Origin of the sequence: Microbulbifer sp. SH-1 (assembly GCF_011326135.1) — a bacterium.
Taxonomy (GTDB): domain Bacteria; phylum Pseudomonadota; class Gammaproteobacteria; order Pseudomonadales; family Cellvibrionaceae; genus Microbulbifer; species Microbulbifer harenosus.
In genome coordinates this window covers 619,052-638,058 of record NZ_CP046948.1, presented here as the reverse complement: position 1 = coordinate 638,058, position 19,007 = coordinate 619,052, and the positions used below count along the sequence as shown (strand labels likewise).

General features: G+C 52.7%; 18 protein-coding genes and 1 tRNA gene. 11 read left to right on the top strand and 8 right to left on the bottom strand.

Features of this window, described 5'->3' with window-relative positions; all coding sequences use genetic code 11:
• Positions 1-25: 25 nt before the first annotated feature.
• Positions 26-274: an OadG family protein gene (locus tag GNX18_RS02825; RefSeq protein ID WP_240914181.1), complete on the bottom strand. Its 249-nt coding sequence runs from the start codon at positions 272-274 to the stop codon at positions 26-28.
• Positions 275-612: 338 nt separating this feature from the next.
• Between GNX18_RS02825 and GNX18_RS02820 the strand changes: the two genes are divergently transcribed.
• The 9 genes from GNX18_RS02820 to GNX18_RS02780 all read left to right on the top strand — a co-directional run bounded on the left by GNX18_RS02820 (position 613) and on the right by GNX18_RS02780 (position 9,369).
• Complete coding sequence (locus GNX18_RS02820) at positions 613-1,590, top strand: tRNA-dihydrouridine synthase (RefSeq protein ID WP_138235496.1); 978 nt, start codon at positions 613-615, stop codon at positions 1,588-1,590.
• 161 nt (positions 1,591-1,751) lie between these two features.
• Positions 1,752-3,587 carry an NAD-dependent DNA ligase LigA gene (gene ligA / locus GNX18_RS02815; protein ID WP_166215292.1) on the top strand — a complete coding sequence of 612 codons (1,836 nt, stop codon included), beginning with the start codon at positions 1,752-1,754 and terminating at the stop codon, positions 3,585-3,587.
• Complete coding sequence (locus GNX18_RS02810; RefSeq protein WP_138235231.1) at positions 3,584-3,802, top strand: BRCT domain-containing protein; 219 nt, start codon at positions 3,584-3,586, stop codon at positions 3,800-3,802. Before ligA ends, GNX18_RS02810 begins: the two co-directional genes overlap by 4 nt.
• Before the next feature lie 40 nt (positions 3,803-3,842).
• The gene (gene polX / locus GNX18_RS02805) at positions 3,843-5,636 is read left to right on the top strand and encodes a DNA polymerase/3'-5' exonuclease PolX (RefSeq protein ID WP_205828043.1); all 1,794 of its coding nucleotides are present in this window, start codon (positions 3,843-3,845) and stop codon (positions 5,634-5,636) included.
• 592 nt (positions 5,637-6,228) lie between these two features.
• Positions 6,229-6,305 (top strand) — tRNA-Arg (locus GNX18_RS02800).
• A 331-nt stretch (positions 6,306-6,636) separates the two neighbouring features.
• Positions 6,637-6,882, top strand: coding sequence for a type II toxin-antitoxin system CcdA family antitoxin (locus GNX18_RS02795; RefSeq protein WP_166215290.1), 246 nt, complete (start codon positions 6,637-6,639; stop codon positions 6,880-6,882).
• Positions 6,882-7,199, top strand: coding sequence for a CcdB family protein (locus tag GNX18_RS02790; protein WP_166215289.1), 318 nt, complete (start codon positions 6,882-6,884; stop codon positions 7,197-7,199). Before GNX18_RS02795 ends, GNX18_RS02790 begins: the two co-directional genes overlap by 1 nt.
• Positions 7,200-7,421: 222 nt before the next feature.
• Entirely contained in the window at positions 7,422-8,321 is a 900-nt protein-coding gene (locus tag GNX18_RS02785; RefSeq protein WP_166214670.1) for a site-specific integrase, read from the top strand.
• 1 nt (position 8,322) lies between these two features.
• Complete coding sequence (locus tag GNX18_RS02780; RefSeq protein WP_166214667.1) at positions 8,323-9,369, top strand: transposase; 1,047 nt, start codon at positions 8,323-8,325, stop codon at positions 9,367-9,369.
• Positions 9,370-9,616: 247 nt separating this feature from the next.
• On the opposite strand, the gene GNX18_RS02775 is transcribed toward GNX18_RS02780, so the two are convergent.
• Complete coding sequence (locus tag GNX18_RS02775) at positions 9,617-9,958, bottom strand: DUF6508 domain-containing protein (RefSeq protein WP_166215287.1); 342 nt, start codon at positions 9,956-9,958, stop codon at positions 9,617-9,619.
• 254 nt (positions 9,959-10,212) lie between these two features.
• Here GNX18_RS02775 and GNX18_RS02770 point away from each other — a divergent pair, with 254 nt between their 5' ends.
• Complete coding sequence (locus GNX18_RS02770) at positions 10,213-11,112, top strand: site-specific integrase (protein WP_166214670.1); 900 nt, start codon at positions 10,213-10,215, stop codon at positions 11,110-11,112.
• Position 11,113: 1 nt separating this feature from the next.
• A complete protein-coding gene (locus tag GNX18_RS02765; RefSeq protein ID WP_166215286.1) occupies positions 11,114-12,160 on the top strand; it encodes a transposase in 1,047 nt (348 codons plus the stop codon).
• Positions 12,161-12,407: 247 nt separating this feature from the next.
• On the opposite strand, the gene GNX18_RS02760 is transcribed toward GNX18_RS02765, so the two are convergent.
• The 6 genes from GNX18_RS02760 to GNX18_RS02735 all read right to left on the bottom strand — a co-directional run bounded on the left by GNX18_RS02760 (position 12,408) and on the right by GNX18_RS02735 (position 18,405).
• Positions 12,408-12,680 carry a hypothetical protein gene (locus GNX18_RS02760; RefSeq protein ID WP_166215285.1) on the bottom strand — a complete coding sequence of 91 codons (273 nt, stop codon included), beginning with the start codon at positions 12,678-12,680 and terminating at the stop codon, positions 12,408-12,410.
• 250 nt (positions 12,681-12,930) lie between these two features.
• Entirely contained in the window at positions 12,931-14,475 is a 1,545-nt protein-coding gene (ltrA, locus tag GNX18_RS02755; protein ID WP_205828042.1) for a group II intron reverse transcriptase/maturase, read from the bottom strand.
• Between the two features lie 748 nt (positions 14,476-15,223).
• Positions 15,224-15,673: a DUF5063 domain-containing protein gene (locus GNX18_RS02750; RefSeq protein WP_166215282.1), complete on the bottom strand. Its 450-nt coding sequence runs from the start codon at positions 15,671-15,673 to the stop codon at positions 15,224-15,226.
• 164 nt (positions 15,674-15,837) lie between these two features.
• Positions 15,838-16,233, bottom strand: a complete 396-nt coding sequence (locus GNX18_RS02745; RefSeq protein WP_166215280.1) for a hypothetical protein — start codon at positions 16,231-16,233, stop codon at positions 15,838-15,840.
• A 1,229-nt stretch (positions 16,234-17,462) separates the two neighbouring features.
• On the bottom strand, positions 17,463-17,837 hold the full coding sequence (locus GNX18_RS02740; protein WP_166215279.1) for a hypothetical protein: 375 nt from the start codon (positions 17,835-17,837) through the stop codon (positions 17,463-17,465).
• Between the two features lie 55 nt (positions 17,838-17,892).
• Positions 17,893-18,405 carry a hypothetical protein gene (locus tag GNX18_RS02735; protein ID WP_166215277.1) on the bottom strand — a complete coding sequence of 171 codons (513 nt, stop codon included), beginning with the start codon at positions 18,403-18,405 and terminating at the stop codon, positions 17,893-17,895.
• Positions 18,406-19,007 lie beyond the last annotated feature (602 nt).

Here is a 19,007-nt window from a genome sequence, read left to right as displayed (position 1 = left end):
CGCCCCGGCAATGTATCGGCAGATATCAGCGGCGCTTGTTGCGGTGTTGCCTGATCGCGGTCTCGATGACTTTTCTGAGGTGCGAATCGCTGGCGGGGTCAGCAACGGATGCCCCGCTCGTCGGCGTGGCCACCGGCTCTGGCTCAGGGAAGAAGCGCGTCATTACGCGAGACATGATGCTGGTGCAGATCACGAGCAGTAGTAGAAACGTGAACACGATGCCCATGCCGAACAGCGTGATATCAAGACCTTGCTGCAACAGTGATTGCTCCACCTTCCCCTCGCTTCTTTGCTCGTAAATAGGTTTGTTATTGCTTTGCTGTGAATCAAGCGGGCCACATTATCAATACAAGATCCCTTAAAAATCAAACACTTATTAGTTACAGAAGCAACCAAGATCCAGAACAAAGCCGGTGTTTTCGCTCATTTTCACTACCAGATTCGACCAACTCATCAAAGGCTCAGGAATGGCATCCGACTGCCGAAAAATTGCGCATATGGATCACTGATTACGTACAATACGCGCCCGAGCCATCTTCCTTGCAAGCCGTAACCCTGCACATGCGCGACCAGCAAACTTATTCCACACCCCACAGCGAAGCTTCTTATGCACTGAAAATCTACCAGGCACCAATGGAAGGCGTCATCGACCACCATGTGCGCGAGCTGCTCTCCGCCATCGGCGGCATTGATGTGTGCGTTACGGAATTCGTGCGGGTTACCCATACCAAGCTGCCACGCAAGGTGTTCACCCGCTTCTGCCCCGAACTGGAACAGGGAGCGGCAACCCCGAGCGGCACTCCCGTGAAGTTGCAACTGCTGGGCGGCAACCCCGAATCCATGGCCTGTAATGCCGCCCGTGCCGTAGAGGCCGGCGCGCGCGCCATCGACCTGAACTTTGGCTGCCCGGCCAAGTCTGTCAACAATAGCGACGGCGGCGCCTGCCTGTTGCAGTCGCCATCGCGGGTAGAAGGCATTGTTGCAGCAGTGCGCAAGGCTGTCCCCGTGGACGTCCCGGTGTCAGCAAAAATCCGCCTTGGCTACGAAGACCGCCGCAGTTACCTCGACAATGCCCGCGCCGCAGAAGCCGGCGGCGCCTCGGAACTCGCCGTGCACGCCCGCTCGAAGGTGGATGGCTATCGCCCACCCGCCTACTGGGAGTACATCGGTGAAATCCGCCAGCACATCGACATTCCAGTCATTGCCAACGGCGATCTGTGGACCGTGCAGGATTTTCTGCGCTGCCGCGACGTGACCGGCTGCAATGCCTTCATGTTCGGCCGCAGCCTGCTGGCGCGTCCGGATATCGGCCTGCAGATCCGAGCTTATTGTAGCAACCAACCCTATGAGCCTATGAGCTGGTCAAAGATTGTTGCGCTGCTGTACCGCTATTACGAGACCACCCGTTCAGATTATCCTGGGAAATATCTCGGCAACCGCATCAAGCAATGGCTGGCATATCTGAAACTCAGCTATCCCCAGGCCGCGCATTTTTTTGAGGAAATCAAGCGGCTGCGCGAACCGGAACTGCTTGAACAGGCCTTTGCCCGCCAGCTGGGTAACAGCCCACGAGAAATTGAAGCTGCCTGATTCCGTCCGTACCACATCCCGGCCAAACCCGACGCCTGTTGCCGCGCCGAGGGTTTGCACTTCCTTCTATACTCCCCCCTGGTCAATAACCTAATCCCACGGCGGCAGTAGATTAGGCTCGTATGTTTCGCGCAATCTCGCGTCGATTTCTGAATACGCCTATGAACTTCAAAAAAAATCCGACCACCGATTTTCAACCTGTCGGCGAACTCAGCCAAAGGCAGGCCGAAAAGCAGGTGCGTGCATTGCGCGAAGGAATCAATTACCACGACCTTCGCTACTATGTGCAAGATGATCCGGAAATTGCCGACTCGGTATACGACAGGCTGTTCCAACGGCTACAGGATCTGGAAAATGCCTTTCCGGATTTGAAAGCTCCGGATTCACCAACCCAACGCGTCGGCGCTGAGCCGGTACCCACTCTGGAAAAAGTGGAACACCGGGCACCTCTTCAGAGCCTGCAGGCCACACTCGAAGCTACCGCCGTACAGCGGTTTATGAAGAACGCGCGAGAGAAAGCGGGCAAGAACAGAATCAACTTTGTGGTAGAGCCGAAGTTTGACGGGTTATCGGTAGAGGTGGTTTATGATAGTGGCCGCTTCCGTTATGGTGCCACCAGGGGCAATGGCAATACCGGAGAAGACATTTCCCACAACCTGAAGACCATCCGGACACTACCACTAACCCTCCAGCATCGCAACAAGGCACCAGATACCCTCTCGGTCCGCGGAGAAGTTTTCATACCCAAACAGGGCTTTACCACACTGAACCGCCAACGGGTCGAGTATGGAGAGGAACCGTTTGCCAATCCGCGCAATGCGGCGGCCGGGCTTATGCGTCAGTACCAGTCGCGCCGGGTTGCAGGAAAACCCTTATGTATCATTTTTTATGAAATCTTGGCGATGGATGAAGAGATGCCGGCCACGCATCAGCAGGTGCTGACACAACTCGGCGACTGGGGCCTCAAAACCAGCCCACTGAACAAAACGGCCACCACCTTCAAGGACGTCGAGCACTTCCACCGTCGACTGAACGAGGAGCGCGACGACCTCGACTTCGAGATTGATGGCATCGTGATCAAAGTAGACGACCACGCACTGCGCGACACCCTCGGCAGTCGCAATCGCAGCCCACGCTGGGCACAGGCATGGAAATTCGAACCGCGCCATGAGATCACCAAGATCCAAGATATTACGGTGCAGGTAGGCCGCACCGGAATACTAACCCCTGTCGCCCTGCTGCAGCCCGTGGATGTGGGGGGTGTCACAGTCAGTCGCGCCACTTTGCACAACGAGCACGAGGTCCACGAAAAAGACGTTCGCGTCGGTGATTATGTGCGTGTTATCCGCGCCGGTGACGTTATCCCTGAAGTGGAAGAACGTATCAAAAAACCGGGTAGAAAGCGTTGCGCGCCGTTCAAGATGCCGCACCGCTGCCCGGTATGTAGCGCCAAAGTCGCCCGAGACGGAGCCTATCACGTATGCACAGCCGGCCTCTCCTGCGAGGCCCAACTCAGCGGCCGCATTAAACATTACGCGAGCCGCAATGCAATGGATATTGATCACCTGGGCGAAAAGGCCGCTGAGCAATTGGTAACACGCGAATTGGTGGCTGACATTGCCGATCTTTACACCCTGAAGGAAGAGGATCTGCGACAGCTGCAGGGATTCGCCGAGCGTTCAGCAGCGCAGTTGCGAAACGCTATCCACGCAGCCAAAAATCCGCGCCTGGATCACTTCCTGTATGCACTGGGCATTCCCCATGTGGGAAGGCGGGCAGCACAGCTGCTCGCCGGCGAATTCCGCACACTGAAAAGGCTCGCGCACGCACCCCTCAAGAAAATTGAAGGGATATCGGGTATCGGCAGCGAGACGGCCAGTGCCACAAAAAATTTCTTTGCAGATAAACGTAATCGTGACGTTCTGGAACGTCTGCGAAAAATGGGCATACACGTGCAACCGATGCCAAAAAAACACGGCAGCCTCTCCATGGAGTGACGTTTGTATTCAGTGGCGCATTGGAAAATTTTACCCGCGATGAAGCCAAGGAAGAAGTTGAGGCGATGGGTGCCCGCACCACCTCCAGCATTACTGGCGAAACCGATTACCTGGTAGTTGGCAAAAACCCGGGAAGCAAACTGCAGGAAGCCAGAGCACAGGGAGTGAAATGCATTGACGAACACGCGTTCAAGGAGTTTCTCGAGGGCAGCTAATCTCTATGAGTTGACGTGAGAGCATTCTGTGGAGGCCGTCGTGCAATCACGCATTCACCACCCAACTATTCTGAAGCCATCAGCCCTGGCCATTCCCAGTGACGAGACCTCTACCATGCCTATTCACAACCGTGAGATCGCTACCAAACTCAACCGGCTCGCCAACCTGCTTGAAATAGAGGGCGCAAATTCCTTTCGTGTGCGCGCATACCGCAAAGCAGCCAGCACGGTACGCGGCTATCCGCGTAGTATGTCCGACATGCTGGACGACGGTGAGAACCTGAGCAAGCTGCCCAACATCGGTGACGATCTCGCAGAAAAAATACAGACCATGGTAATGACCGGAGAGCTGCCATTGCTGCAAGAAGTAGAGGACCGTACACCTCCAGCGTTGAGCGAACTGATGAAAATAGAAGGTTTGGGACCAAAGCGCGTACGCAAACTGTACGAAGAGCTCGACATCCAGTCACTGAATGACCTTGAAGAGGCAATCAAGGCAGGGAAAGTCCAGAAAATTTCGGGTTTTGGCAACAAAAGCGCAGAAAAAATCAAGCAACGCCTGGAGAAATACTCTGGCAATGAACAGCGTACCCTGCTCATCGATGCCGAGGAGATTGCGGGCCCCCTACTCGACTATCTGAAAGACGCCAAAGGTATTGGAAATATCATCATCACAGGAAGCTATCGTCGCCGCAAAGAAACTGTCGGCGACCTGGACATACTTATCACAGCAAAGGACAGTTCCCCAGTGATGAATCATTTCATCAGGTACGACGATGTGGAAGAAATCGTGTCCAAGGGCGAAACACGCTCTACGGTTTACCTGCGCTCAGGAATGCAGGTAGACGTACGTGTTGTCCCGGAAGAAAGCTACGGCGCAGCAAAGATCTATTTTACCGGTTCCAAAGCCCACAACATCGCCTTGCGTAAACTAGGCACAAAGAAGGGCTATAAAATCAATGAATATGGTGTATTCGAAGATAATGAACGCATTGCCGGCGAAACAGAAGAGTCAGTATACGAGTGTATCGACCGGAAATATATCGAACCTGAACTGCGAGAAAATCGCGGTGAACTGGATGCCGCCGCGGACGGCTCCCTACCCAGGCTAATTACCTTGAGCGACATTCGCGGTAACCTCCACGCTCACACCAAGGCGAGCGATGGCCATCATTCATTGAAGGAAATGGCCAAGGCCGCGGAAAAACTGGGCTATGAATATCTCGCCATTACCGAACACTCCAGGAGCCTTTCCATCGCCAGCGGTCTGGATAGAGATCAATTATCCAGACATCTGGATGAAATCGACGAGCTGAACGCGCAACTTGAAAATATCGTTCTGCTCAAGTCCAGCGAGGTGGACATTCTGGAAGATGGTCGCCTCGACTACCCCGATGACATTCTCAAAAAACTCGACTTCACAGTCTGTGCTATCCACCAGAAATTCGATCTCTCCCGCAAGAAACAGACAGAGCGCATATTGCGCGCAATGGACAACCCCTACTTTCATGTTCTCGCACATCCCAGCGGTCGTCTAATCAATGAGCGAGATCCCTATGATACAAACCTGGAAAAAATCCTTGAGGCCGCCAAAGAGCGTGGTTGCTTTATTGAACTCAATGCGCAACCTCAGCGACTTGACCTGACAGACGAAGGCTGCAAGATGGCAAAGGATATGGGCGTAAGGATCTCCATTGCATCTGATGCCCACAGCACGTCAGACCTTAAGCATATGCGCTGTGGTATCGACCAGGCACGTCGCGGCTGGCTGGAAGTAAAAGACGTAATCAACTGTCTGCCGCGCAATCAGTTGCTGGAACTGTTTAAAAGATAATTTATGCTGGAAACAGCCACTGTTGAATACTTCCTGTGCAATTTTTTTGCGCTCCATATTCACCACCTGCTACCTAAGTTCGCGCTCCGGTGCCCGCTGCCCGTCGGCACGACACCCAGGTGCGCGCTGTTAGAATTCAACACCGAAAACTACCGCCAGCTCTACCGCCTCCGAACTCGGTATTGTGTGCATTGCTCAAAAATAATGCACAGAAAGACGCCCTGCCCAACTCTGCGCACATTCTCATCGAGAAACAGGTAGCCATTCCCACGAACGGCCCCGAGTGAAGCCCCTCCTCTCTCTGAACGCGCCCTTTAGCCCGTGCGAGCCACAAGAGCCCTCGCGCAGGGCCTCGTGGTTTGCCGGTCAGCACGCCAGGATTCCACCATCCCTTATCATAGCGGTCGTCAAAAAATGCTTGCAAAGCACCGCCGGCCAGGGCAATATGCGCGCCCTATCGAGTTGAAGCAGCCGACTTCGGCAGTCCCAAGAGCTCGGTAACCTGCGGATTTTTAAAGAGTTTTTACAAAAAATCTTTAAAAAATAGTTGACGAGGCCAAGGCAGATCACTATAGTTCGCAACCACAACGACGCACTCGTAGCTCAGCTGGATAGAGTACTCGGCTACGAACCGAGCGGTCGGAGGTTCGAATCCTCCCGAGTGCGCCAAATAGAGAAGCCCGATCCGAAAGGATCGGGCTTTTTTGTTTGAAGCACCTTTCTTCGCCCTCAAGGCAGCAGACAACTTCCAGCTTTGATCGGCTGTCCAGCCTCCTCATCCCCCCCCAATATAGGGCTACGCACCATCTTTCCGACTAATATCAGCCGATCAGTCACAGACATAGATACAGACCCGCAGCTAAGCCGGTTATGAGTCAAGCTAGTAGCCAAGCCTTGTTAAATGCTATCGGGCTCCGGGCTACATTACGAGTTGAGAACCATGGAAATTCGGCCTACCATTCAGATGCGCACAGGTATGCGCATTGTCGGGAGCCCCACTATGAACCCTCTTTTTGACGCAAATGCCCCAAAAAAGGCAACAAATCTCAGCATAAATAGTGACTTATTGATCAAATCTAGATCAATGCATATCAATTTGTCTGCCACTTTAGAGCAGGCCTTGAGCCAAGAGCTAGCCAAGCGTGAGGCCCAAAAGTGGAAAGACGAACACAAGGCGGCAATAAAGGCCTACAACGAGTTTGTGGAAGAACATGGCTGCTTCGGCGACGAGTTTAGAACTTTTTGATGTCTCAATTTGACGTATACAAAAATCCCAGCACAAACACCCAGCAAGCCTTCCCCTTTATCCTGGATATTCAGCACGAACATATTTCAGATATAGGCACAAGGATCGTGCTTCCACTCGGCCGTTTAAAATATTTTCGAAACGAGAATTTAGGCAAGCTAACGCCGATAATCGAGTATGACGGCGAAGAGCTTCTAATACTTACCCCACAAATCGCTTCAATGCCGACTAGCAAATTGAAAAATCCCGTTGGTACTCTCGAACACATTCGAGCGGAAATTTTAGCCGCTCTAGATTTTGCCATTACTGGTATTTAACGCTGTCTGTTGTTCCAGCTCCATATGTTTTATTCCTCAAATCTCTAACGCTCGGTTTAGGGGCGGCTGAAGCATAGCGTAAGCCGTCCCAGCCGCGTCTTTCGCGGCGATTACAACCGCTTGTTGAACGAAGCCGCTACGCGGCAAAGCTCAACCCCCAGTAAATAAAGATAATTCCCCTACGTGCTCACCCCCGAGCACGACAACTAGGGGAATATCTTTATGAACAAAGCACAGCAAAAACGATTCGATTCACTGTACCGAAAACATCTTAGCGCACTCAAACGACAGGGCAAAGCCGACTCAACCATTGATCTTTACAGCCGTGCCATACGGCGCGTCTGCGAGTATTTTGACAGCCCACCCGACACCCTCACGCAAGAGCAGCTTGAGGGCTATTTCGAGTCCCTCATCAGCACCCACTCCTGGTCAACGGTGAAGGTGGATCGCAATGGCCTGCAGTTCTTTTACAAGCATGTACTTAAGCGCGACTGGCAGTGGGTCGATATTGTCAAACCACCTCAAGAGAAGCACCTCCCCGACGTGCTTACACTCAAAGAGCTGGAGCGATTGATCAATGGTACCCGCGAGCGGCGATACCAGACCTTCATTCTCACCTGCTTTAGCATGGGCCTGCGCTTGGGCGAAGCTCTTGGCATTCGCGTGGCCGACATCGACAGCGAGCGCGGCCTTCTGCACGTACGTCAAGCAAAGGGGAAGAAGGACCGCTTCGTCTTCTTGCCCAAGATGACGCTGGAAGCACTGCGCGCGTACTGGGTCACACATCGCAATCCCACGCTGCTCTTTCCTCGCGGACGCACACCCGAGGAGCAGCACCAGGCTCGTGAGCCTATGGACCGTGGCGGCACACAGAAGTCCTTCAAAGCCATCGTCAGCGACGTCGGTATTCGCAAAGAGATTACCATCCACACCTTGCGCCATTGCTATGGCACGCTCCTGACCGACGCGGGCGTGGGTTTGCGGGCGATCCAAGAGCAGATGGGGCACGAGTGCCCCAAGACCACCGCACTGTACACCCAGCTATCCACTTATACGCAAAACGATACCGATCGGCGCATCAACGGCCTGCTGGCCAAGCTGCGCGTGGTATGGGGGGCGTAGCATGACATTGCAAACGATTGTTCAACGCTACCGCCACCGTTTTATCGAGCAGTTCGGTCACGCGCTCAGTCGCGACCAGTGGTCCGCCCTCAACGCTATCGAGGGCTGCCGCCAAGGTCCCTACGGTGAGATGGCATGGACCTGCCAACGTTGCTCTCATAACACCCACACGCCACGCTCCTGCGGACATCGCGCCTGTAACCTCTGCCAGGACCAGAGTACGCAAGCCTGGCTGCAACGCCAGGAGCAAAAACGCTTGCCGGTGAACTATTACATGGTCACCTTTACGCTTCCCAAGGAGCTGCGGGGTGTCGTTCGACAGTACCGCAGCACTTGCTATGACTTGCTGATGCGCTGTGCCGCGCAGACACTCAAAACCTTTGCCAAAAACGATAGTACCTTGGGCGGAGAGCTGGGCTTCTGCGCTGTCCTACATACCCACACTCGCCGTCTGGACTACCATCCGCACGTTCATATTGTGGTACCCGGTGGAGCGGTTAATAAAGCGCGCCGACAGTGGTGCAAAGTCCGTGGCCAATACCTGTTTAATGGACGCGCCTTGGCAAAAGCCTTTCGAGGTGCGTTTCTTAAGGCGCTCTTTCAGGCCGGGATAACCCCCGGCAGAACGCCAAAGAAATGGGTGGCGCAATGTAAACGTGTCGGCAAAGGCACGGAAGCGCTGCGCTATCTTGCGCGCTATCTGTATCGCGGTGTCATTAGCAATACCAACATCTTGTCCGATGACGGTTGCAACGTGACCTTTCGCTACCGTGACGCCAATACCCACCAATGGAAAACCCGTACCGTTACCGGTGAGCAGTTCATCGTACTAATCCTGCAACACTGCCTGCCAAAGGGCTTTCGCCGTGCCCGAGATTATGGGTACTTACACGGCAACGCGAAGGCGGTTATGCACATTCTACAGTGGGTACTGAAGGTGCAGAGGCCTGCACCACCGACGAAGAAAACCGCGAGTTTGCCTTGCCCTCACTGCCGAAGCCCTATGCGGGTGACCGGTATCTATCCTCGCAAAGCCCAGCCCGGATAAAAACGGATAGAGCACGGATGCTACCAACACGAGGATTAACGGGCCTAACTTAAAGGAGCGAATACACGATGTAACAACGAATTTTTTATCGCCTTCCGGGCGAGGGTCTTGCTCGCCCGTAGAAAAGGCTAGCGGTTAACGTTGGCCTTCCCCGCCCATCCTCCTTCGACTTATTTACATGAATAGAGCTGGCCGGGCTCGTTCAACAACCAGATATGTTGCGGCAAGCGCAACATATCCTTATTTGTTATGCATGATGCAGCTCCTGAAGCCTTTCAAGGACTGGATCCAGCCTCCTATTTTTTAGAATTTGCTCCCAAGATCCATCACAAAATCTTTCAGACCTGGCCGCAGCAGTTAAGGCCCACTTAATCTCTTCTGTGGTCGCGCTTTCTATTGACGCTAGAATCCCGCTAATTTCGTTTGGCTGATATTCATATGCAACCCAAGGTGGAGACTGCAACAATTTCATGAAACTTGAAATTTCTTCCGGATAAATCGGGTATCCATCACTACGAGAGATCTCATGAACCGCTGAAACTGCTGCTTGATAGCTCAACACCAACTTCCATATATCGTCGATTTTCACTATCTCAACATTCCTTTGCATAACGCCCGCAGCAGGGGCGACCAATGCTATGCACATATTGTGCTAAAAAGGGAGCGCAGCGACCAGCACAATATGTGCATGGCGTTGGGCGTCCCGCGGAGGCCCGAAGGGCCGGAGCAAACTGCCTGCGTTTGTTGAACGAAGCCGCTACGCGGCAAAGCTCAACCCCCAGTAAATAAAGATAATTCCCCTACGTGCTCACCCCCGAGCACGACAACTAGGGGAATATCTTTATGAACAAAGCACAGCAAAAACGATTCGATTCACTGTACCGAAAACATCTTAGCGCACTCAAACGACAGGGCAAAGCCGACTCAACCATTGATCTTTACAGCCGTGCCATACGGCGCGTCTGCGAGTATTTTGACAGCCCACCCGACACCCTCACGCAAGAGCAGCTTGAGGGCTATTTCGAGTCCCTCATCAGCACCCACTCCTGGTCAACGGTGAAGGTGGATCGCAATGGCCTGCAGTTCTTTTACAAGCATGTACTTAAGCGCGACTGGCAGTGGGTCGATATTGTCAAACCACCTCAAGAGAAGCACCTCCCCGACGTGCTTACACTCAAAGAGCTGGAGCGATTGATCAATGGTACCCGCGAGCGGCGATACCAGACCTTCATTCTCACCTGCTTTAGCATGGGCCTGCGCTTGGGCGAAGCTCTTGGCATTCGCGTGGCCGACATCGACAGCGAGCGCGGCCTTCTGCACGTACGTCAAGCAAAGGGGAAGAAGGACCGCTTCGTCTTCTTGCCCAAGATGACGCTGGAAGCACTGCGCGCGTACTGGGTCACACATCGCAATCCCACGCTGCTCTTTCCTCGCGGACGCACACCCGAGGAGCAGCACCAGGCTCGTGAGCCTATGGACCGTGGCGGCACACAGAAGTCCTTCAAAGCCATCGTCAGCGACGTCGGTATTCGCAAAGAGATTACCATCCACACCTTGCGCCATTGCTATGGCACGCTCCTGACCGACGCGGGCGTGGGTTTGCGGGCGATCCAAGAGCAGATGGGGCACGAGTGCCCCAAGACCACCGCACTGTACACCCAGCTATCCACTTATACGCAAAACGATACCGATCGGCGCATCAACGGCCTGCTGGCCAAGCTGCGCGTGGTATGGGGGGCGTAGCATGACATTGCAAACGATTGTTCAACGCTACCGCCACCGTTTTATCGAGCAGTTCGGTCACGCGCTCAGTCGCGACCAGTGGTCCGCCCTCAACGCTATCGAGGGCTGCCGCCAAGGTCCCTACGGTGAGATGGCATGGACCTGCCAACGTTGCTCTCATAACACCCACACGCCACGCTCCTGCGGACATCGCGCCTGTAACCTCTGCCAGGACCAGAGTACGCAAGCCTGGCTGCAACGCCAGGAGCAAAAACGCTTGCCGGTGAACTATTACATGGTCACCTTTACGCTTCCCAAGGAGCTGCGGGGTGTCGTTCGACAGTACCGCAGCACTTGCTACGACTTGCTGATGCGCTGTGCCGCGCAGACACTCAAAACCTTTGCCAAAAACGATAGTACCTTGGGCGGAGAGCTGGGCTTCTGCGCTGTCCTACATACCCACACTCGCCGTCTGGACTACCATCCGCACGTTCATATTGTGGTACCCGGTGGAGCGGTTAATAAAGCGCGCCGACAGTGGTGCAAAGTCCGTGGCCAATACCTGTTTAATGGACGCGCCTTGGCAAAAGCCTTTCGAGGTGCGTTTCTTAAGGCGCTCTTTCAGGCCGGGATAACCCCCGGCAGAACGCCAAAGAAATGGGTGGCGCAATGTAAACGTGTCGGCAAAGGCACGGAAGCGCTGCGCTATCTTGCGCGCTATCTGTATCGCGGTGTCATTAGCAATACCAACATCTTGTCCGATGACGGTTGCAACGTGACCTTTCGCTACCGTGACGCCAATACCCACCAATGGAAAACCCGTACCGTTACCGGTGAGCAGTTCATCGCACTAATCCTGCAACACTGCCTGCCAAAGGGCTTTCGCCGTGCCCGAGATTATGGGTACTTACACGGCAACGCGAAGGCGGTTATGCACATTCTACAGTGGGTACTGAAGGTGCAGAGGCCTGCACCACCGACGAAGAAAACCGCGAGTTTGCCTTGCCCTCACTGCCGAAGCCCTATGCGGGTGACCGGTATCTATCCTCGCAAAGCCCAGCCCGGATAAAAACGGATAGAGCACGGATGCTACCAACACGAGGATTAACGGGCCTAACTTAAAGGAGCGAATACACGATGTAACAACGAATTTTTTATCGCCTTCCGGGCGAGGGTCTTGCTCGCCCGTAGAAAAGGCTAGCGGTTAACGTTGGCCTTCCCCGCCCATCCTCCTTCGACTTATTTACATGAATAGAGCTGGCCGGGCTCGTTCAACAACCAGATATGTTGCGGCAAGCGCAACATATCCTTATTTGTTAAGCATTGAAGGCCCTGCGCTCTCTCTGAAAGCCTCTGGCTTTACCTTTATGGCTACAACCTGGAAATGCCCAGCCACGAGAAAATGTACTTTTATACTGATTTTCCTGCTGTTTTGAGATGCCGCTGGATTTCGCACTCACATTGGTTGGATAGCCTCCACCTGCAGGCACGTTAAAATTGAACTCAATTTTGCAATTGAGGCAATTTAACTCAAGCGGAGTTGAAACAGCTATTGGCAGCAACTGCCCATGGCCATCTCTTTGTTCCATACCACATTCTCTTACTTGGATAACGTCCTTATCTAAAGGGATCGTACTAGCTAGCAACAGGCCAGGAAAAATTCCAATTATGAGCGGTAAAAATTTCATAACTTGTGATGCGCCGAGTAGCCAGGAGCCGTTACCGACTCCCAGCCCTCTAAGAACCGTACGTGCGGGTTTCCTCGCATACGGCTCAAGCCCCTCAAAGGCTCAAGGAACCCGGCAGTTTGACTCGTTATAAACAATTTTGCTTTCCACATTACGCCGCCAGCTGGTATCTGGCAAGGTAGGCCCGGTCTGCCCTGCGGTTGCTCTGCCCCTGTTGCCAGCGCTTGCGGAAGTAGCTTCCACAGCCCGGCGTATGTGGGGTAGCCTTTGCCACTATCTTGGTGTGGCGCCGGATTGGCAGGTCGCTCAGTTTGAAGAGGGTTATCCTGCGGATAATCCCCAGAGCGGTGCGGGTCTGGCCGGTGAACACCCGCCGATAGCTGCCGTTGGGCGTGCGTTGTGGACGGGTGTAGTGACCGTAAAGCCAGTGTTTCTGACGGTTTTTGTGTCGCCGTCGCATCCACCACCACAGCGCCCGGTAAACCAGGGTATCGATCAAGGCGAAGGTCGCCTTGGATACCCAGGGGCGGTAGTAGTTGAACCAGCCTCGCAACACGCGATTGAGGCGTGTGAGCAGCTGGAAGGTGGGTAGCGCGACGCCGCGCTTGATGAGGGTGCGGATCTTTCCTGCGAAGGCCCGGACCTTGTCCGTGGCGGGCCGGGTCAGCAGCTTGCCACTGTACTTGCGCAGGTTGCAGCCGAGGAAGTCGAACCCTTCGTTGATATGTGCAATGCGGGTCTTCTCGGGAGACAGAATGAGTCCGCGTTCGGCCAGGAAGGCTTCGAGAGCGGGTTTTACCTGTTGCTCCAGTAGTTCCCGGCTGGCGCCGGTGATGACGATGTCGTCCGCGTAGCGAACGATATTGACGCGGCTGCCACTCTTGGGCACGGCAGCCTCGATGGCAGCTTCCAGTCCGTCCAGAGCCATGTTGGCGAGGAGTGGGCTGATGATGCCACCTTGCGGCGTACCTTCGTCAGTCTGGTAGTAGACCTGTCGATCGATGTAGCCGCACTTCAGCCACTGCTGTAGCAGGTGTTTATCCATGGGGATATGCGCTAGCAGCCATTCGTGGCTGAGGTGATCGAAGCAGCCCTTGATATCCACATCCAATACCCATTCAGCGCAGGTTCTGCGGGACAGGGCGATATAGCACTGTTGCAGGGCATCTGCGGTCGAGCGTTTGGGGCGGAAGCCGTAGGAATGGCGATCGGCTTTCGCTTCTGCCCAGGGTTCCAGCGCGAGGTGCTGCAGGGCCTGGGCCGCGCGGTCGACCATGGTGGGAATGCCCAGGGGGCGCTCCTTGCCATTGGCCTTGGGGATGGAGATGCGGCGCAGCGGCTGAGCGCGATAGCCTCGCCGCTGCAGGGACTGTATCGCTTCAGCGCGATCTTGCGGCCACTGCCAGGTGATACCGTCGATACCGGGAGTCTTGCGGCCGCGGTTGTGCATGACACGGTGCGCGGCCAGCAGTTTGCCAGCATGGGAGCTGGTGAGAAGCCGTTGCAGTGCGCGGGCTTTGTTGTAACGTTTGTCTTCAACCGCCTTCGCGATACGCCGCTGCAGCCGGTGGACGTGGTAACGGGCTGTCTCGATGGCCATTGCCGGCCTGTCGGTCTGGCTCGCCGTTCCCGCTGGGGGCGCACCGGCACTGGAACGCGGCCTGTCCGTCTCCGGGTGCTCCACGATCGCCGTCATTTGCTTTCCCCCACAAAACCGGTTCTCCAACCTCTCTCGCGATGAGGCACCAGCTGGACGTCTGCTCGCTTTCGCGCCGGGCAAAGTTGGAACCCGTATCCGCGCCATTACAGCGCGGCATTCGCTTCTTCCAGTCTCCTACACCCGCACCGCAATCGGCTCGCCTCACGGCTCGCTTTCCGGTTGCCCGGTACGATACGGGGTTATCGTGTTCCATATAAATCTCGGGATAGGTTAGGTCCTGCCCGTCCCCCGGTGGAGCGGCATCTACGTGGCAGGACGTTATAAGCCCACCAGCCTGTCCACTTACCTTTTTGGTTAAAGCCTGTCAGCACCTTTGGCTTCTTGCGCGTAACGGGAGTGCAGCAGTTCACCTGGGTTGACCATACTATCCGTTCCTAGCCCCTTACCGCCTCGATGCTGGCAGAGTTGAGAATGCCTCGCGGTTATTCTCTTCCGGGCAGAGCCCGCAGGTTACATTGTCCCGGCAGCTTCACACCCGGAAATTACTCTCCACGCATGTGCCGGTAGGAAACCGATGGTAGAACATCGGGTTACATCGTTCTGAGAAATAACCTCCTGTGATTTATCAGAGTGTGTAACAGAAATTTATACGACTTCACGTCGCAAATAACGCCGCGCTCAGCCGCGGACAATTTTGGGCGCTTTATGCGCAATAATGGGAGCGCAGCGACCGCGCATAAAGTGCACAAAGTTGGCCGTCGGCCTGCAGCGCCTTGTTAACTGCTTACCACCAGAGATCGTGCAAGTAGAGCTGAATGCTTCTTAGATGCAAGCCCCAATGCGAAATGTAACTTTGCTCCAAGTGCCATAACGCATCATCTTCTGAGGTGTTTTTAAAATACCAGAGAACATCTAGTAGATCACCTACGATATCTGCCAGATCGTCTACAGCATCCCCGACTGAAATCTCCGTATTTTCAAGCTTTTCAGAGATTTCTAAAACAGTGTTGTAGTAGCCAATCTTTGGAAACCTTGACTCAATCTTTGACCTAATTGTTTTGTAATCTTTACTTGGAGTATCAGCATACTCTTTTTCATCAAAGGTAAACTTTGCAGAAGAAACTATGATTGGAAGTTTATCGAGATGCTCCAATAGCAATCCGAGATCATCCCCATCTACAGATTCCACCAGGATGAAATCTACAAATTCTTTGATTGATGCTTCGATATTCATCTTGCAGTTAACGCCCGCAACAGGGGCGACCAATGCTATGCACGTTTTGTGCGAAACTGGGAGCGCAGCGACTCGCACAAAACGTGCATAGCGTTGGGCGTCCCGCGAAGGCCCGAAGGGCCGTAGCATACTGCTTGCGTTTGTTAGCTTTGGATGCAAGCCTTCTACTCGATCAAGCACGGGAGTAATTTTAAGAGAGCATTTGCAACTGCAGCATTTGCCGTATTTGGTTCAGCTGCAACAGAAAGCCCTTTATTACTTAGCCTCATAGTTGCCACCAGATCCTTTTGTAAATTCAAGAATTTGTCGTTACTGGCATCGAAGCAATTAGGTATGAATGGCCTACCAGATTCAATAGATTTTGTAAAAATAATGCCCGATAAAGTTCCCTTGGTAACCCCTACACAATAATTTAGCAATGCTCTATCTTCGATAGTGAATTCACTTTTGTAGACAACGGAACAATTATCTACATACTCCGAAGCGCTCCACTCATACGAAAATGAAAACGGAGATAGAGCCAACAGAAAGGAAATAGAGATTACATTTTTCAGTTTCATGGATTTCTACACCTTGTTCTTGTTAAGGCCAACTTTCACCGCTCTGAAAGCTAACGCTCACGGCAGGGGCGGCTTACCTTATGCGCGATTTGCGCGAAAATGGGAGCGAAGCGAGCCGCGCAAAACGTGCATAAGGTAAGACGTCCCGCGGAGGCCCGAAGGGCCGGAGTTTCACTGCCCGTGATTGTTATGTGTTTTCCGCAGGACTATACCGAGTACCCCGGTAGCTATAGCCAGATGCCCTATACCCAAGCTTGCCTGCATCAGAACAGACAACCATGCCCTCATATTCACATAGCTCTCATCGATACGACCTAAGTCTACCGCAAATTTTGGGATTCCCAGAATAATCATTGTGTAGCAAACTATTATGACTATCCCGCCCGCGAGTAAAAGCGAAGAGCTAAGATTTCTATATCTTTTTAAGGCAATCACTCCCGCTATCAGCATTACGACGAGCCCTACATATATAGAAATATTACCTAGAGCCTCTATCAGATTTCTCATGATTTTCTACTCGGACACATAACGCCCAGCGCAGGCGCAGCCAGCGCGGAGCGCATTTTGTGTTAATGTTTGAGCGACAGCGAGTAACACAAAAGGTGCGTAGCGTTGGCTGTCGCTCTGCCGCTGTTTGTTATGTGCCACGGGGCATCTGACCAGTCGGCCTGCTCTTTAATTCACCAATATACTCAATTTCTAAAATGCAGCCGTAGCTCTCAAGGGTTCCCGGCCACCTTGGTATTGACTTGAACTTAATACTCACTTCCAGGCCATCATGGATCTTATCTCTCTGATCAATGCAGGGAATCAAGGACTGCATTCGAAATTTCACACCCTCCACCTCAAAGGATGAATACCCGTTGTACGTCCAAAGAGCTGAAACTTTTCCACTTACAAATTGTGTTTTCTCAGACTCAATAGCCCGATTTAGACTGAAGTATTCATAATAGGTAGCTGCAGCTAATGCAGGAATCAGAAATAACCATCCTAAATACTTCAATTTTATGCTCGAAAGTCATTCATAGACGACACATAACGCCCAGCGCAGGCGCAGCCAGCGCGGAGCACCTTTTGTGTTAATGTTTGAGCGCCAGCGAGTAACACAAAAGGTGCGTAGCGTTGGCTGTCGCTCTGCCGCTGATTGTTATGGCTTGAACCGTGGAGCAGCACCAGAGCCGCTACCGAGGCAAAACCTGAACTCGAGACGTAAAGACTCCATGAAAAATTTATTTAATATGCCTTGAAAAATCATTGTATGAAAATGATGGACAAAACCCAGAGTCTTCATCTAAAAGTTTTACTCCACAGTAGGGGCAAAACAAAACATCTATAGAAACGTTATCAATAGTTTGACCTGCGTACTCCAGATAGTGGTTCTCTTCTAGATCCGCCTCAGAGGCGACGTGGTTAATATATAAACTGCAATGATCTTCATCGCATTCTATCCAAGACTCCACAAGCTTCATTTTTTCACATTCATGAACTTTTTTCATAACTCGGAATTTTCTACTAAGGAGCCATAACGCCGCCAGCAGGGGCAGCTTGCCTTGTGCGCGTTTTGCGCGAAAATGGGAGCGCAGCGACCTGCGCAAAACGTGCACAAGGTAAGCTGTCCCGCGGAGGGCCGAAGGCCCGGAGCTTTACTGCCTGGCATTGTTATGCGCCCCACTGCTTATAGAGAACATTATTTTCATAAAGATACTTCCGGCCTAATTTAGTTAACCTATATAAAGGTTCTTCTTCATCAAGATCCAATCGGTTAATTATTTCTATTAGATTTAGTTCATTTAGAACATCAAGATGATATTGGGCTTCTTGAATATGGGCCTCAGCCTGCCCCCCCAGTAATGTAGATGCACATTGTCCATTACCCAGCGGAAGGTCTTTATGCATTGACAGTATATACTCTTGATCCTCTGTCAATTTCGGATGTTTATACGATTTCAGTTCTCGATAAGTTCGTCTATAAATAATACCAAACCATAAAATAAGCAAAATTGAGACAACAACCAAACTTCTTGGAAGCGTGTAATCCTTTAGGTAAAAGTAAGAAACCAGCCAGTTGAAAATTACGGTTATTGATACTAACTGTACCAGCAAAGCTATAGCTGCTTTTTTGTACTCGTCAAAAACCTCTTTCACCAAAACACCAATTTTACTTAATCTCATATATTTTTACGTGATCCCAAGACCGCATAACGCCGCCAGCAGCGGCGGCCGTAACGTTTTTAGCGCGAAGCGCGTTGTGTAGGCCGTCCGGCGGAGGCGCGCAGCGCCGGAGCGTACTGCCTGGCCTGGTTATGGCTGGCGCCGCTCTGAGCTCACTACAAGCACTCTGTCCGTAGCGCAGCGGAGGGCCACCGCCTATTTAAGATGCGGAAGAATACCAAAATTTCCGCACCAATAAATTTTCTTACTGCTTACCCACAATGCTGGCTTGAACTTGCCGCGGCGATCGCCCCAGAACAAAGGCACCGGGAACGAAACTGCTTAACCGAAATTGTGCACTGTGCCATCAAAATGGAACTTCACAAAAATCACGGAAACATTCCCAGGCACTAACTTTTTAATTTTTGCCAAGCCACCATAACGCCAAGCTCAGGCGCGGACAATTTTGTGCGCTTTATGCGCAATAATAGGAGCGAAGCGACTGCGCATAAAGTGCACAAAGTTGGCCGTCGCTCTGCAGCGCCTTGTTAGTGTTTTGGGGCTCTACCGACCGTTTTCGTGGAATGTTGCTTGACGCAACCACCGTGGAGAACGAACGACAT

Excerpts from the sequence above, each read along its gene's own strand:
- ligA (WP_166215292.1), top strand. The coding sequence starts at position 1,752 with ATGAACTTCAAAAAAAATCCGACCACCGATTTTCAACCTGTCGGCGAA.
- GNX18_RS02795 (WP_166215290.1), top strand. The coding sequence starts at position 6,637 with ATGAACCCTCTTTTTGACGCAAATGCCCCAAAAAAGGCAACAAATCTC.
- GNX18_RS02790 (WP_166215289.1), top strand. The coding sequence starts at position 6,882 with ATGTCTCAATTTGACGTATACAAAAATCCCAGCACAAACACCCAGCAA.
- GNX18_RS02785 (WP_166214670.1), top strand. The coding sequence starts at position 7,422 with ATGAACAAAGCACAGCAAAAACGATTCGATTCACTGTACCGAAAACAT.
- GNX18_RS02780 (WP_166214667.1), top strand. The coding sequence starts at position 8,323 with ATGACATTGCAAACGATTGTTCAACGCTACCGCCACCGTTTTATCGAG.
- GNX18_RS02770 (WP_166214670.1), top strand. The coding sequence starts at position 10,213 with ATGAACAAAGCACAGCAAAAACGATTCGATTCACTGTACCGAAAACAT.
- GNX18_RS02765 (WP_166215286.1), top strand. The coding sequence starts at position 11,114 with ATGACATTGCAAACGATTGTTCAACGCTACCGCCACCGTTTTATCGAG.
- GNX18_RS02760 (WP_166215285.1), bottom strand. The coding sequence starts at position 12,680 with ATGGAACAAAGAGATGGCCATGGGCAGTTGCTGCCAATAGCTGTTTCA.
- ltrA (WP_205828042.1), bottom strand. The coding sequence starts at position 14,475 with ATGACGGCGATCGTGGAGCACCCGGAGACGGACAGGCCGCGTTCCAGT.
- GNX18_RS02750 (WP_166215282.1), bottom strand. The coding sequence starts at position 15,673 with ATGAATATCGAAGCATCAATCAAAGAATTTGTAGATTTCATCCTGGTG.
- GNX18_RS02745 (WP_166215280.1), bottom strand. The coding sequence starts at position 16,233 with ATGAAACTGAAAAATGTAATCTCTATTTCCTTTCTGTTGGCTCTATCT.
- GNX18_RS02735 (WP_166215277.1), bottom strand. The coding sequence starts at position 18,405 with ATGAGATTAAGTAAAATTGGTGTTTTGGTGAAAGAGGTTTTTGACGAG.